At 57.3% G+C, this 15,517-nt stretch carries 12 protein-coding genes, 2 tRNA genes and 1 pseudogene; all 15 read right to left on the bottom strand.

Annotation, left to right across the window (positions count from 1 at the left end; all coding sequences use genetic code 11):
* The coding region (locus NOM55_RS17075; RefSeq protein ID WP_247536446.1) for a GTP-binding protein at positions 1-86 on the bottom strand (86 nt) is incomplete at its 3' end.
* Positions 87-158: 72 nt separating this feature from the next.
* A complete protein-coding gene (gene fusA, locus NOM55_RS17080; RefSeq protein WP_047968367.1) occupies positions 159-2,258 on the bottom strand; it encodes an elongation factor G in 2,100 nt (699 codons plus the stop codon).
* Between the two features lie 27 nt (positions 2,259-2,285).
* Complete coding sequence (gene rpsG, locus NOM55_RS17085) at positions 2,286-2,756, bottom strand: 30S ribosomal protein S7 (protein WP_047968368.1); 471 nt, start codon at positions 2,754-2,756, stop codon at positions 2,286-2,288.
* A 104-nt stretch (positions 2,757-2,860) separates the two neighbouring features.
* Complete coding sequence (rpsL, locus tag NOM55_RS17090; protein ID WP_047968369.1) at positions 2,861-3,232, bottom strand: 30S ribosomal protein S12; 372 nt, start codon at positions 3,230-3,232, stop codon at positions 2,861-2,863.
* A gap of 151 nt (positions 3,233-3,383) precedes the next feature.
* Entirely contained in the window at positions 3,384-7,577 is a 4,194-nt protein-coding gene (rpoC, locus tag NOM55_RS17095; RefSeq protein WP_255909849.1) for a DNA-directed RNA polymerase subunit beta', read from the bottom strand.
* Between the two features lie 58 nt (positions 7,578-7,635).
* Positions 7,636-11,811, bottom strand: a complete 4,176-nt coding sequence (gene rpoB / locus NOM55_RS17100) for a DNA-directed RNA polymerase subunit beta (RefSeq protein ID WP_047968371.1) — start codon at positions 11,809-11,811, stop codon at positions 7,636-7,638.
* Between the two features lie 150 nt (positions 11,812-11,961).
* Complete coding sequence (rplL, locus tag NOM55_RS17105) at positions 11,962-12,333, bottom strand: 50S ribosomal protein L7/L12 (RefSeq protein ID WP_047968372.1); 372 nt, start codon at positions 12,331-12,333, stop codon at positions 11,962-11,964.
* Positions 12,334-12,369: 36 nt separating this feature from the next.
* On the bottom strand, positions 12,370-12,867 hold the full coding sequence (gene rplJ, locus NOM55_RS17110; RefSeq protein WP_047968373.1) for a 50S ribosomal protein L10: 498 nt from the start codon (positions 12,865-12,867) through the stop codon (positions 12,370-12,372).
* A gap of 83 nt (positions 12,868-12,950) precedes the next feature.
* A tRNA-Thr gene (locus NOM55_RS17115) sits at positions 12,951-13,025 on the bottom strand.
* A gap of 146 nt (positions 13,026-13,171) precedes the next feature.
* Positions 13,172-13,867, bottom strand: a complete 696-nt coding sequence (gene rplA, locus NOM55_RS17120) for a 50S ribosomal protein L1 (RefSeq protein ID WP_047968374.1) — start codon at positions 13,865-13,867, stop codon at positions 13,172-13,174.
* Position 13,868: 1 nt separating this feature from the next.
* Complete coding sequence (gene rplK, locus NOM55_RS17125; RefSeq protein ID WP_047968375.1) at positions 13,869-14,300, bottom strand: 50S ribosomal protein L11; 432 nt, start codon at positions 14,298-14,300, stop codon at positions 13,869-13,871.
* Positions 14,301-14,391: 91 nt separating this feature from the next.
* Complete coding sequence (nusG, locus tag NOM55_RS17130) at positions 14,392-14,925, bottom strand: transcription termination/antitermination protein NusG (protein ID WP_255909851.1); 534 nt, start codon at positions 14,923-14,925, stop codon at positions 14,392-14,394.
* Positions 14,926-14,927: 2 nt separating this feature from the next.
* On the bottom strand, positions 14,928-15,281 hold the full coding sequence (secE, locus tag NOM55_RS17135) for a preprotein translocase subunit SecE (protein ID WP_082133841.1): 354 nt from the start codon (positions 15,279-15,281) through the stop codon (positions 14,928-14,930).
* 67 nt (positions 15,282-15,348) lie between these two features.
* Positions 15,349-15,424: transfer RNA gene (locus NOM55_RS17140), tRNA-Trp, on the bottom strand.
* Positions 15,425-15,436: 12 nt separating this feature from the next.
* A pseudogene (locus NOM55_RS17145) lies at positions 15,437-15,517 on the bottom strand (elongation factor Tu); the annotation flags it as partial.

Here is a 15,517-nt window from a genome sequence, read left to right on the forward strand (position 1 = left end):
GTCAGAGTGGTTTTACCATGGTCCACGTGACCGATGGTACCAACGTTTACGTGCGGCTTGGTCCGCGCAAACTTTTCTTTTGCCATTTTGCAAAATTCCTAAAATAAAGAACAAACAGTTACAAGGTTGGCCGCATGCGGCCAACCTTGCGCGCCAAATTACTTACGAGCAGTCATCACTGCGTCGGCAACATGCTTAGGAGCTTCAGAGTAGTGCTTGAACTCCATGGAGTAGGTTGCACGACCCTGGGTTGCGGAACGCAGGTCAGTGGAGTAACCGAACATCTCGGCCAGCGGAACTTCAGCCTTGATCTTCTTGCCACCCAGACCATCATCGTCCATACCCTGAACGATACCGCGACGACGGTTCAGGTCACCCATCACGTCACCCATGTACTCTTCCGGGGTCTCGACTTCCACGGCCATCATCGGCTCGAGGATGCAAGGACCGGCACGGCGCATGGCTTCTTTGAAGGCGATCGAACCGGCCAATTCAAAGGCGATCTGCGACGAGTCGACATCGTGGTAGGAACCGAAGGTCAGACGTACGGTTACGTCAACCACCGGGAAGCCGGCCAAGATACCGCTGGACAGGGTGTTCTGGATACCCTTGTCAACCGAAGGGATGAATTCGCGAGGAATCGTACCACCCTTGATTTCGTCGATGAACTTGTAGCCCTGACCTTCGCCGGACGGTTCCAGAGTGATCTGGGCGTGACCGTACTGACCCTTACCGCCGGACTGCTTGACGTGCTTACCGTCAACTTCAGTCACCGTCTTGGTGATGGTTTCACGGTAGGCAACCTGAGGCGCGCCGACGTTGGCTTCAACACCGAATTCGCGCTTCATGCGGTCAACCAGAATTTCCAGGTGCAGTTCACCCATACCGGAAATGATGGTCTGGCCGGATTCTTCGTCGGTGCGGACACGGAACGAAGGATCTTCCTTGGCCAAGCGGTTCAGGGCAACGCCCATCTTCTCTTGGTCAGCCTTGGTTTTTGGCTCGACGGCAACGTGAATCACCGGCTCCGGGAACTCCATACGTTCCAGAATCAGTGGCGCATCGGTAGCACACAGGGTTTCACCGGTGGTCACTTCCTTCAGACCGATACCAGCAGCGATGTCGCCGGCACGAACTTCGGTAATTTCCTTACGGTCGTTAGCGTGCATCTGCACGATACGGCCCATACGCTCTTTCTTGCCCTTAACCGAGTTAAGAACGGTGTCGCCGGAGTTAACCACGCCGGAGTAGACACGGAAGAACGTCAGCTGACCAACGTACGGGTCGTTCATCAGCTTGAATGCCAGCGCCGAGAACGGAGCAGTGTCGGAAGCCTCGCGAGTCGTCGGGGTACCGTCGTCCAGTTCACCCGGAACCGGTGGCACGTCCAGCGGGCTAGGCAGCAGCTCAACAACCGCATCCAGCATGCGCTGAACACCCTTGTTCTTGAACGCGGAGCCGCACAGCATTGGCTGGATTTCGCAACGCAGGGTACGCTGACGCAGACCGTGAACGATTTCTTCTTCGGTCAGTGCTTCGCCTTCGAGGTACTTGTTCATGGTGTCTTCGTCGACTTCCGCCGCCGCTTCAACCATCTTCTCGCGCCACTCTTCAGCAACCGCTACCAGATCAGCCGGGATGTCACCGTATTCGAACTTCATACCCTGGGAGGCTTCGTCCCAGATGATGGCTTTCATCTTCAGCAGGTCAACCACACCGGTAAAGCCTTCTTCGGCACCGATAGGCACCACGATAGGCACCGGATTGCCACGCAGACGGGTCTTGACCTGTTCTACGGCACGGAAGAAGTTGGCACCCTGACGGTCCATCTTGTTCACGAAGGCAATGCGTGGCACTTTGTACTTGTTGGCCTGTCGCCATACAGTCTCGGACTGAGGCTGTACACCACCCACGGCGCAGTAAACCATCACCGCACCGTCCAGCACACGCATGGAACGCTCTACCTCAATGGTAAAGTCCACGTGGCCCGGGGTATCAATGATGTTGAAGTGGTGCTCGGGGAACTGGAGCGCCATGCCCTTCCAGTAGGTGGTGGTGGCAGCCGAGGTAATGGTGATACCGCGTTCCTGCTCCTGCTCCATCCAGTCCATGGTGGCGGCGCCATCATGCACTTCACCGATTTTGTGGTTCACACCGGTATAGAACAGAATACGTTCTGTAGTGGTGGTTTTACCCGCATCAATATGCGCCGAGATACCGATGTTACGGTACCGTTCAATAGGAGTTTTTCTAGCCACGGCCAGAATCCTTTCGCAGGATGATTATTAGAAGCGGAAGTGGGAGAATGCTTTGTTGGCTTCAGCCATACGATGCACTTCATCGCGCTTCTTCATGGCGCCGCCGCGGCCTTCAGCCGCATCCATCAGCTCGCCGGCCAGACGCAGGTCCATGGACTTTTCGCCACGCTTGCGTGCAGCATCGCGCAACCAGCGCATGGCCAGAGCCATACGACGGGATGGACGTACTTCAACAGGAACTTGATAGTTTGCACCACCAACGCGACGGCTCTTAACTTCAACAACCGGCTTGGCGTTAGTCAGTGCAGTATTGAATACTTCAAGAGCGTTCTTGCCGCTCTTCTTCTCGATTTGCTCGAGGGCGCCGTAAATGATGCGCTCGGCAACAGACTTCTTGCCGTCGATCATCACAACGTTCATGAACTTGGACAGATCCTGGCTACCAAACTTTGGATCCGGCAGGACATCGCGCTTCGGGACTTCTCTGCGTCTTGGCATTTCAATTCCTTCAATCTATTCAGTTGAGCTTCATGCTCGCGACTACTCAATGGAGCAGCCACTTACTCGACAGCAAATGCTGCCGCTGACGACCCAAGTAACAATTACTTAGGACGCTTGGCACCGTACTTGGAACGAGCCTGCTTACGGTCTTTCACGCCAGCAGTGTCCAGGGAGCCGCGAACGGTGTGGTAACGCACACCTGGCAAGTCTTTTACACGACCGCCACGGATCAGCACGACCGAGTGTTCTTGCAGGTTATGGCCTTCACCGCCGATGTACGAAATCACTTCGAAACCGTTGGTCAGACGAACCTTGCACACTTTACGCAGAGCGGAGTTCGGCTTCTTAGGGGTAGTAGTGTAAACACGGGTGCACACGCCACGTTTCTGCGGGCAGGCCTCCAGTGCTGGCACCTTGCTCTTCGAAACAACCGGGGCACGGCCTTTACGAACGAGTTGGTTAATGGTTGGCATTACTATCAGTTCCTAATTGAATCTTTCGGAGGCACCATACCACCGAGAAGATCGTGGATTATATTTTGGTCAACTGCCAGCGTCAATAAAATAACGCTGCACACCCAATGTTAACCATTGAATGTGCAGCGTTTTTTGCAAAACCGGCTAATTACAGCTGGTTGTCGCTAACTTCGATCTCGGATTCGAGTGCCGACGATTCGGTCGTCGCATCACCGTTCTCGCTCAGGCGACGACGGTTGCGATGGTAAGCCAGACCGGTACCGGCCGGGATCAGGCGACCAACGATCACGTTTTCCTTCAGGCCGCGCAGATCATCCTTCTTGCCCATGATCGCCGCTTCGGTCAGCACGCGCGTGGTTTCCTGGAACGAGGCCGCAGAGATGAAGGAATCCGTCGACAGCGACGCCTTGGTGATACCCAGCAGTACGTTGTCGTACTGGGCCGGCATCTTGCCATCGGCAATCATGTTGTCGTTGGTTTCCAGCACTTCGGCACGCTCAACCTGCTCGCCGATGATGAAATCGGTATCGCCGTTGTCGGTGATGATCACGCGACGCAGCATCTGGCGAACGATCACCTCGATGTGCTTGTCGTTAATCTTCACACCCTGCAGACGGTAAACCTCCTGCACTTCTTGGCTGATATAGCGTGCCAGCGCCTCGATACCCTGCAGACGCAGGATGTCGTGCGGATCAACCGGACCGTCGACAATCACTTCACCGCGGTTCACGACTTGACCGTCGTGCACCAGCACGTGCTTGTCTTTCGGGATCAGGCTTTCGTGTGCGTAGCCGTCCAGATCGGTGATGATCAAGCGCTGCTTGCCCTTGGTGTCCTTACCGAAGGAAACGGTACCGGTCACCTCGGCCAGCATGCCAGCATCTTTCGGCGAACGGGCTTCGAACAGTTCGGCCACACGCGGCAGACCACCGGTAATGTCACGGGTCTTGGACGATTCCTGCGGAATACGTGCCAGCACTTCACCCTTGCCCACTTCCTGACCGTCGCGCACGGTAATGATCGCGCCAACCTGGAAGGTGATCGATACCGAAGCATCGGAACCGGCCAGTTTCACTTCATTGCCATTGTCGTCCAGCAGTTTCACCAGCGGACGCAGCATCTTCGACTGTGCCGTGGCGCGACGCTTGGAGTCGATCACCACCAGCGTCGACAGACCGGTGACTTCGTCGGTCTGCTTGGCAACGGTGGCGCCCTCTTCCACGTTCTCGAACTTCACGCGACCAGCGTACTCGGTGATGATCGGACGGGTATGCGGATCCCATGTCGCCAGCACGGCACCGGCCTTGATGGTCAGACCGTCGGTCACCATCAGGGTCGCGCCGTACGGCACCTTGTGACGCTCGCGCTCGCGGCCAACGTCGTCATGGATCACCACTTCGCCGGAACGAGTGATCACGATCAGCTCGCCCTTGCTGTTGGCCACGTAACGCATCTGGCTATTGAAGCGTACGGTACCGTTGGACTTACCTTCCACCTGGCTGGCAGCGGCATTTCGCGATGCCGCACCACCGATGTGGAAGGTACGCATGGTCAGCTGGGTACCCGGTTCACCAATCGACTGGGCAGCGATCACGCCGACTGCTTCACCGGCATTGACGCGCTTACCGCGTGCCAGGTCACGACCGTAGCACTGTGCGCACAAGCCGTAGCGGGTGTCGCAAGTGATGGCGGTACGCACCTTGACTTCGTCGATGCCGAGGCTGTCGATCAGCTCGATCAGGCCTTCGTCGAGCAGGGTGCCGGCTTCGATCACGGTTTCGTTGCTGGACGGATCCACTACATCGGTTGCGGTGACCCGACCCAGGATACGGTCGCGCAGCGGTTCGATCACGTCACCGCCCTGTACCACGGCCTTCATCGCGAAACCGTTGCTGGTGCCGCAATCGTCCTCGATCACCACCAGATCCTGGGTCACGTCGACCAGACGACGGGTCAGGTAACCGGAGTTCGCGGTCTTCAGTGCGGTATCGGCCAGACCCTTACGGGCACCGTGCGTCGAAATGAAGTACTGTAGAACCGTCAGACCTTCGCGGAAGTTGGCGGTAATCGGCGTTTCGATAATCGAACCGTCCGGTTTCGCCATCAGGCCACGCATACCGGCCAGCTGCTTGATCTGTGCCGCGGAACCCCGGGCACCGGAGTCGGCCATCATGTAAATCGAGTTGAACGATTCCTGATCGACTTCCTTGCCGTCACGATCGATGGCCTTCTGCGTGGACAGACCGTCCATCATCGCCTTGGCGATCTTGTCGCCGGTGCGACCCCAGATATCGACCACCTTGTTGTAGCGTTCGCCCTGGGTCACCAGACCCTGACGATACTGCTCTTCGATCTCTTTGACTTCCTTGTTGGCTTCGCCCAGTAGCTCGGTCTTCTTCAGCGGGATCAGCATGTCGTCGACGCAAATCGAGATACCGCCACGGGTGGAGTAGGCAAAACCGGTGTACATCAGCTGGTCGGCGAAGATCACGGTGTCGCGAATGCCGCAACGACGGAACGAGCCGTTGATCAGGCGCGAGATTTCCTTCTTCTTCAGCGCCTTGTTGATGTACTCGAACGGCAGGCCCTTCGGCAGGATTTCCGACAGGATGGCGCGGCCAACGGTGGTGTCGTAGCGCTTGATCACCGGCTGGAACTCGCCCTGCTCGTCCTTGACCCACTCTTTCAGACGCACGGTGATACGGGTCGCCAGTTCTACCTGACGCGTCTCGTAGGCACGATGCACTTCGGAAGTGTCGGCGAAGACCATGCCTTCGTTCTTGCCGTTTACCTTGTCGCGGGTCATGTAGTACAGACCCAGCACGATATCCTGCGACGGCACGATGATCGGCTCGCCGTTGGCTGGCGACAGCACGTTGTTGGTGGCCAGCATCAGGGTGCGGGCTTCCATCTGCGCTTCGATGGACAGCGGCACGTGTACGGCCATCTGGTCACCGTCGAAGTCGGCGTTGAATGCCGCGCAGACCAGCGGATGCAGCTGGATGGCCTTGCCTTCGATCAGCAGCGGTTCGAACGCCTGGATACCGAGACGGTGCAGCGTTGGTGCACGGTTCAGCAGTACCGGATGCTCGCGGATCACGTCTTCCAGGATGTCCCAGACTTCCGGCACTTCCTGCTCAACCAGTTTCTTGGCCGCCTTGATGGTGGAGGCCAGGCCCAGCACTTCCAGCTTGTGGAAGATGAACGGCTTGAACAGTTCCAGCGCCATTTTCTTCGGCAGACCGCACTGGTGCAGACGCAGGGTCGGGCCCACGGTAATCACGGAACGACCGGAGTAGTCGACGCGCTTACCCAGCAAGTTCTGACGGAAACGACCGCCCTTGCCCTTGATCATGTCGGCCAGCGACTTCAGCGGACGCTTGTTGGCGCCGGTCATCGCCTTGCCGCGGCGGCCGTTGTCCAGCAGCGAGTCAACCGATTCCTGCAGCATGCGCTTCTCGTTGCGCACGATGATGTCCGGCGCACGCAGTTCCAGCAGACGCTTCAGGCGGTTGTTACGGTTGATGACGCGGCGGTACAGGTCGTTCAGGTCGGAGGTCGCGAAACGGCCACCATCCAGCGGCACCAGCGGACGCAGCTCCGGCGGCAGCACCGGCAGCACCTCCATGATCATCCATTCCGGCTTCATGCCGGAACGCTGGAACGCTTCCAGCACCTTCAGGCGCTTGGCGATCTTCTTGATCTTGGTGTCGGACGAGGTCGATGACAGTTCGCTGCGCAGGGTCTCGACTTCGGAAGTCAGATCCAGGCGCTTGAGCAGTTCACGTACCGCTTCGGCGCCCATCAGCGCCACGAATTCTTCGCCGTACTCGTCCAGCTTGTCGAGGTAGTCCTCCTCGCTCAGCAGCTGACGTGGCTGCAGGCTGGTCAGGCCAGGCTCGGTCACCACGAAGGCTTCGAAGTACAGCACGCGTTCGATGTCGCGCAGGGTCATGTCCAGCACCATGCCCAGGCGGGATGGCAGCGATTTCAGGAACCAGATATGCGCAACCGGCGACGCCAGTTCGATGTGGCCCATGCGCTCGCGACGCACCTTGGACAGGGTGACTTCAACGCCACACTTCTCGCAGATCACGCCGCGATGCTTCAGACGCTTGTACTTGCCGCATAGACATTCGTAATCTTTGACCGGCCCGAAAATACGGGCGCAGAACAGGCCATCACGCTCCGGCTTGAATGTCCGGTAGTTGATGGTTTCCGGTTTCTTGACTTCACCGAACGACCAGGAACGGATCTTGTCCGGGGAGGCGATGCCGATCTTAATCGCATCAAACTCTTCTTCTTGCGTAACTTGCTTAAAGAGATCGAGCAGAGCTTTCATTGCGTCTCCATTCAGGAGGAGCCTGCGGCCAACGTTGGCCGCAGGCAACCTTGCCTAATTAATAACGTTCCAGGTCGATATCCAGGCCCAGCGAGCGGATTTCTTTAACGAGTACGTTAAAGGATTCCGGCATGCCGGCGTCGATCTTGTGTTCGCCCTTGACGATGTTTTCGTAAATCTTGGTACGGCCGGTGACATCGTCCGACTTCACGGTCAGCATTTCCTGCAGCGTGTAAGCCGCGCCGTATGCTTCCAGCGCCCAGACTTCCATCTCACCGAAACGCTGGCCACCGAACTGCGCCTTACCACCCAGCGGCTGCTGGGTTACCAGCGAGTACGGGCCGGTAGAACGGGCATGCATCTTGTCGTCAACCAGGTGATGCAGTTTCAGGTAGTGCATCACGCCGACCGTCACGCGACGGTCGAAGGCTTCGCCGGAGCGGCCGTCGAACAGCGTCATCTGCGTCTTGCTGCCGTTGAAGTCCAGATGCGCGGTGTGCTCGTCTTCATCCGGGTAGGCCAGCTGCAGCATGTGCATGATTTCGGATTCTTTGGCACCGTCAAACACCGGCGTCGCGAACGGCATGCCCTTGCGCAGGTTCTGCGCCAGGGTCAGGATTTCGTCATCCGACATTTCCGCCAGCGATTCCTGCTTGCCGGTATCGTTGTAGATGCGTTCCAGGTAGGCGCGCAGCGCGCTGATGCCCTGCTGCTGTTTCAGCATGCGGTCGATGCGCTCACCGATACCCTTCGCTGCCCAGCCGAGGTGCACTTCCAGAATCTGACCGATGTTCATCCGCGACGGAACGCCCAGCGGGTTCAGCACGATGTCGACCGGACGGCCGTCGGCCATGTACGGCATGTCTTCCACCGGCAGGATGCGCGATACCACACCCTTGTTACCGTGACGACCGGCCATCTTGTCACCCGCCTGCAGGCGGCGCTTCACCGCGATGTAGACCTTGACCATCTTCTGCACGCCAGGCGGCAGTTCATCGCCCTGGGTCAGCTTGCGCTTCTTGTCTTCGAACTTGAGGTCGAATTCTTCACGCTTCTGCGCCAGGCTTTCCTTGATCAGTTCCAGCTGCTTGGCGATGTCTTCATCGGCCATGCGGATGTCGAACCATTCGTGCTTGGATGGCAGGCCATCCAGGTAGGCGACGTCGATCTCGGTGCCCTTGGCCAGACGCTTCGGACCGCCGTTGGCGACCTTGCCCAGGATCAGACGCTCGATACGGCTGAAGGCATCGTTTTCGAAAATACGCAGCTGGTCGTTCAGGTCGAGGCGATAGCGCTTCAGTTCGGCATCAATGATGGACTGGGCACGCTTGTCGCGCTCGATGCCTTCGCGGGTGAACACCTGCACGTCGATCACGGTACCGACCATGCCGGTCGGTACGCGCAGCGAGGTGTCTTTCACGTCGGACGCTTTTTCACCGAAGATGGCGCGCAGCAGCTTCTCTTCCGGCGTCAGCTGGGTTTCGCCCTTCGGCGTGACCTTGCCGACCAGTACGTCACCGGCGGTCACTTCGGCACCGATGTAAACGATGCCGGAGTCGTCGAGGCGGTTGGACATGCGCTCGGACAGGTTCGGGATGTCGCGGGAGATTTCTTCCGGCCCCAGCTTGGTGTCACGGGCAACGACCGACAGCTCTTCGATGTGGATCGAGGTGTAGCGGTCGTCGGCAACCACCTTCTCCGAGATCAGGATCGAGTCTTCGAAGTTGTAGCCGTTCCACGGCATGAAGGCGATGGTCATGTTCTGACCCAGTGCCAGCTCGCCCATGTCGGTCGAGGCACCGTCCGCCACCACGTCACCACGGGCAATGTGGTCACCAACGCTGACCACCGGGCGCTGGTTGATGTTGGTGTTCTGGTTGGAACGGGTGAACTTGGTCAGGTTGTAGATATCGACACCGACTTCGCCGGCCAGCGCTTCTTCGTCATTGACGCGTACCACGACACGGGTCGCATCGACGTAATCCACTACGCCGCCACGGCGTGCCACCACGGTGGTGCCGGAGTCGGTCGCTACCGCACGTTCGATACCGGTCCCGACAAAGGATTTTTCCGGACGCAGGCAAGGCACCGCCTGACGCTGCATGTTGGCACCCATCAAGGCACGGTTCGCATCGTCATGTTCCAGGAACGGAATCAGCGAGGCCGCCACCGACACCACCTGACCGGTGGCCACGTCCATGTACTGCACGCGATCCGGGGTCGACAGGATGGTTTCGCCTTTTTCACGGCAGGTCACCAGCTCGTCGATCAGGCTGCCGTCATCCGCCAGCTCGGCGTTGGCCTGGGCGATGATGTAGCGACCTTCTTCGATCGCCGACAGGTAGTCGATCTCGTTGGTCACCTTGCCGTCGATCACTTTGCGGTATGGCGTCTCGAGGAAGCCGTACTCGTTGGTGCGGGCATAGACCGACAGCGAGTTGATCAGACCGATGTTCGGACCTTCCGGCGTTTCGATTGGGCACACGCGGCCGTAGTGGGTCGGGTGTACGTCACGCACTTCGAAGCCGGCGCGCTCGCGGGTCAGACCGCCCGGGCCCAGGGCCGAAACACGGCGCTTATGGGTCACTTCGGACAGCGGGTTGGTCTGGTCCATGAACTGCGACAGCTGGCTGGAGCCGAAGAATTCCTTGATCGCGGCCGATACCGGCTTGGCATTGATCAGGTCATGCGGCATCAGGTTGTCGGATTCCGCCTGGTTCAGGCGTTCCTTCACCGCGCGCTCGACACGTACCAGACCGGCACGGAACTGGTTCTCGGCCAGTTCGCCGACGGAACGCACACGACGGTTACCCAAGTGATCGATATCGTCCACTTCACCACGGCCGTTGCGCAGCTCGACCAGGATGGCGATTACCGACACGATGTCTTCTGTCGACAGCACGCCGTCCATCACGTCGCGACGGTGCGCGAAGGTGTCGGACAGCATGGTCTTGAACCACTCCGGCGACTTGTCGTCCAGCTTGTACTGGTAAGTACGGGTGTTGAACTTCATGCGGCCAACACGGGACAGGTCGTAGCTGTCCTCGTTGAAGAACAGGCGCTGGAACAGTTGCTCGACAGCGTCTTCTGTTGGCGGCTCGCCCGGGCGCATCATGCGGTAGATCGCCACGCGCGCCTGCAGCTGGTCGGCGATGTCGTCGCCGCGCAGGGTGTGCGCGATGTAACCGCCGTGGTCCAGATCGTTGATGAACAGCACGTCGACTTCGGCGACATCATGGATGTCCATCTTGGCCAGCAGATCGTCGGTAATTTCTTCGTTGGCGCGCGCGATCACTTCGCCGGTTTCCGGGGCGATCACGTTGCGGGCCAGGATCTTGCCGACCAGTACGTCGAACGGCACTTCGATACGGTCAAGGTTGGCCGCAGCGATGTCACGGATGTGCTTGGCGGTAATGCGCTTGTCCTTGGCGACGATCAGCTTGCCGTCTTCGCCAACGATGTCCAGCTTGGCGACTTCGCCCTTCAGACGATCGGCAACCACTTTCTGGAACACACCGTTCTTGGTCAGGAAGAAGGTATCGCAGCTGTAGAATTCGGACAGGATGCGCTCGCTGGTATAACCCAGTGCCTTGAGCAGGATCGAAACCGGCATCTTGCGACGACGGTCGATACGGAAGAACAGCTGGTCCTTGGCGTCGAACTCGAAGTCCAGCCACGAGCCGCGGTAAGGAATCACGCGGGCGGAGAACAGCAGCTTGCCGGAAGAGTGGGTCTTGCCGCGATCGTGCTCGAAGAACACGCCTGGCGAACGGTGCAGCTGGGAAACGATGACGCGCTCGGTACCGTTGATGATGAACGAGCCGTTCGAGGTCATCAGCGGGATTTCACCCATGTAGACTTCGTTCTCGCGCACTTCCTTCACCACCGGCTTGGAAGATTCGCGATCGAGAATGGTCAAACGGATTCGTGCACGCAGGGGCGATGCGAAGGTAATGCCGCGCAGCTGACATTCCTGAACGTCAAACGGTGGCTCACCCAGGACATAGTGTACAAAGTCGAGGCGGGCAAAACCGTTGTGACTTACGATCGGGAAAATCGACTTGAATGCAGCCTGCAGGCCCGCATCCTTACGCTGATCGTACGGCACACCCAACTGGAGGAACTCAGTGTACGAATCAATCTGCGTTGCCAACAGGAATGGGACGTCGAGAACGGTTTTACGCTTCGCAAAGCTTTTACGAATACGTTTTTTCTCAGTAAACGAATAACTCATAGAGTCTCCATTGTGGGGGGTGGCGCAAGAAACCAAACGTCAGCAGCCACAAAACTTGAATGCTGACCTTTAGCGACTTGTTAGAGCATTACAAGCGCAACAAGGCTGGCGGATTTCTCCACCAGCCTCACTAATCTTCCCTAGGGAAGATTATTTTACTTCAGCCTTGGCACCAGCTTCGATCAGCTGCTTGGCAACGTCGTCAGCTTCAGCTTTGGACACGCCTTCTTTAACAGCTTTAGGAGCGCCGTCTACCAGATCTTTGGCTTCTTTCAGGCCCAGACCGGTGATTGCACGAACAACCTTGATCACGTTAACTTTGCTTTCGCCAGCAGCAGTCAGGATCACGTCGAATTCGGTTTGCTCTTCAGCAGCAGCAGCGCCAGCGCCAGCAGGACCGGCAACAGCAACAGCAGCGGCGGAAACGCCGAACTTCTCTTCGAACGCCTTAACCAGGTCGTTCAGTTCCATAACAGTCAGACCAGCAACTGCGTCGAGGATATCTTCTTTGGTGATAGCCATTTGTAAAACTCCTGAATACGGTATGAATCGAATAAATTAAGCGGCTTCGGTTTGCTTTTGCTCGGCCAGAGCGGCCAGAGCGCGGGCGAAACCAGATACCGGAGCCTGCATAACGTAGAGCAGCTTGGACAGCAGCTCTTCGCGGCTCGGGATAGAAGCCAGTTCGGCTACTTCGGCAGCACTCAGTACTTTGCCGTTGTAGGAACCTGCCTTGACAACGATCTTGCTGTCATCTTTGGCAAATTGTTGCAGCACCTTGGCAGCAGCTACCGGATCAGCAGATACAGCGTAAACCAGCGGGCCGACCATTTGGTCAGCCAGTGCTTCAAACGATGTACCAGCAACGGCGCGACGTACCAGAGTGTTCTTCAGAACACGCAGGTACACGCCGTTCTCACGCGCCTTGGCGCGGAGTTTGGTCATGCTACTAACCTCGATGCCCCGATATTCAGCGATAACGAGAGTCTGTGCATCTGCCAGTTGGGCAGATACCGCAGCTACAACCGCCTTTTTATCTTCAATATTGAGACTCAAGGTCCACCTCCTAGACTGAAATGAAGCAGGATATTCTGCTTCGCTTTGCAGCGGCGACCTAATCAGGAGACATAACAAACGGATGGTGCTCATGGGCGGAATTGAACCGCCGACCTCTCCCTTACCAAGGGAGTGCTCTACCCCTGAGCTACATGAGCCAAATACGTTGAAAGCCTTCTAAGGGTTCACCATCTGCGTAGGCTACTCTTGCGAGCATTAAGTCAATCGACACCTACGGTCTTTGACAATCTGGCAGGCAAAGCCTGCCAGCCCAAAGCCTTTGTGAAACTGCTAGACCAGCGAATTAAACGCCAGTGGTCGCAGTGTCAACGCGCACACCAACACCCATGGTGCTGGATACGGCAATTTTCTTCAGGTATACGCCTTTGGATGCAGCTGGCTTGGCTTTAACCAAAGCGTCAACCAGAGCAACAAAGTTTTCGCGCAGGGCTTCCACTTCGAACGAAGCACGACCCAGAGTGGCGTGAATGATACCAGCCTTGTCGGTACGGTACTGAACCTGACCGGCCTTGGCGTTTTTCACGGCTTCGGCAACGTTAGGGGTAACGGTACCAACCTTCGGGTTAGGCATCAGGCCACGTGGGCCCAGGATCTGACCCAGTTGACCGACAACGCGCATTGCATCCGGGGAAGCAATCACAACGTCGAAGTCCAAGTTACCGGCCTTGACTTGCTCAGCCAGGTCTTCGAAACCAACCACTTCTGCACCGGCAGCCTTGGCGGCTTCGGCGTTTGCACCTTGTGCAAACACGGCAACGCGTACCGATTTGCCGGTACCACGAGGCAGCACAACCGAACCACGCACGACCTGGTCGGATTTACGTGGATCCACGCCCAGATTCACGGCAACGTCGATGGACTCATCGAATTTTGCAGTAGCAGCACCCTTAACCAGAGCGATGGCTTCTTCAACGGCGTACAGCTTGTTACGATCAACCTGAGCCTTCAGGGCTTGAACGCGCTTGGACAGTTTTGCCATGTTACACACCCTCCACTTCCAGACCCATGGAGCGGGCGGAACCAGCAATAGTACGAACCGCAGCGTCAAGGTCAGCGGCAGTCAGGTCTGGCTGCTTGGCTTTGGCGATGTCTTCCAGTTGTGCGCGGGTCACTTTGCCGACTTTGTCAGCGTGAGCCTTGGCACTACCCTTCTGGATACCAGCTGCTTTTTTCAGCAGGATGGTAGCAGGAGGGGTCTTCATCACGAAGGTGAAGGATTTGTCTGCGTAAGCAGTGATCACCACCGGAATCGGCAGACCTGGCTCGACGCCTTGAGTCTGAGCGTTGAACGCCTTGCAGAATTCCATGATGTTCAGACCGCGCTGACCCAGCGCAGGACCGATAGGAGGCGATGGGTTGGCTTTACCAGCTGGCACTTGCAGCTTGATGTAGCCGATGATTTTCTTTGCCACGATGTAGACTCCGTGTATGGGTCAAGCGCGGATTAACCGCTCCCCAAGTGAAAGGAGCAAGATTATACCTGCCCCACAAAAAAACAACAACTTAAAGTTTTTCGACCTGACCGAACTCAAGTTCAACCGGGGTATCACGACCGAAAATCTGCACCGAAACGCGCAGCCTGTTACGTTCGTAATTGACCTCATCGACCGTGCCGTTGAAGTCATTAAATGGACCTTCGTTCACGCGAACGCGCTCGCCCACCTCGAACAGCACCTTAGGCTTGGGCTTTTCCACCCCTTCCTGCATCTGCTGCATGATGGACTCGACTTCTTTCACCGAAATCGGCGCCGGTCGGTTGGCGGTACCACCCACAAAACCGGTCACCTTTGGCGTGCTCTTCACCAGATGCCAGGTTTCATCGGTCATTTCCATCTCGACCAGCACGTAACCAGGGAAGAACTTGCGCTCGGTAATGGAGCGACGACCGTTCTTGATATCGACCACCTCTTCAACCGGCACCAGCACCTGGCCAAACAAATCCTGCAAACCGTCGCGCTCGATGCGCTCACGCAGCGCCTTTTGCACACTCTTCTCGAAACCGGAGTACGCGTGCACGACATACCAACGCTTTGCCATGGTTAACCTCTATTAAGCAATACGTCGTAGAACAGCCACGACAGGGAGGAATCGACCAGCCACATGAACAAGGACAGCACCAGCACGAAGACGAAAACCATCAGCGTCATCTGGGTTGCTTCTTTTCTTGTCGGCCACACCACCTTTTTAGCCTCGACCAGCGACTCTTGCGCATAGAGCACAAACTGCTTGCCTGGCGACGACAGCCAAACCACGCCGGCCGCAATCGCAATCGAGACGACAAAAAGCAGTGCGCGCAGCACACCCTGGTCTGCCGGCAACAGGTAAAAACCAACCACCCCTGCCACCAACACCAGAATCGCCGCAACCAGCTTCAGTCTATCTTGCATTTCCATCTGTCGTTTCCACCATTTACATGCGTCAAAAAGACTAACCGGCGCATAAGCGCCGGTTAGTCTTAATTGGCAGGCCAGGAGGGTCTCGAACCCCCAACCCTCGGTTTTGGAGACCGATACTCTACCAATTGAGCTACTGGCCTAAAACCTATTTATCAAGCGATGATTTTGGCAACAACGCCAGCACCAACGGTGCGACCACCTTCACGGATGGCGAAACGCAGACCTTCTTCCAT

Source organism: Vogesella sp. AC12, from assembly GCF_024437575.1.
Taxonomy (GTDB): Bacteria; Pseudomonadota; Gammaproteobacteria; order Burkholderiales; family Chromobacteriaceae; genus Vogesella; species Vogesella indigofera.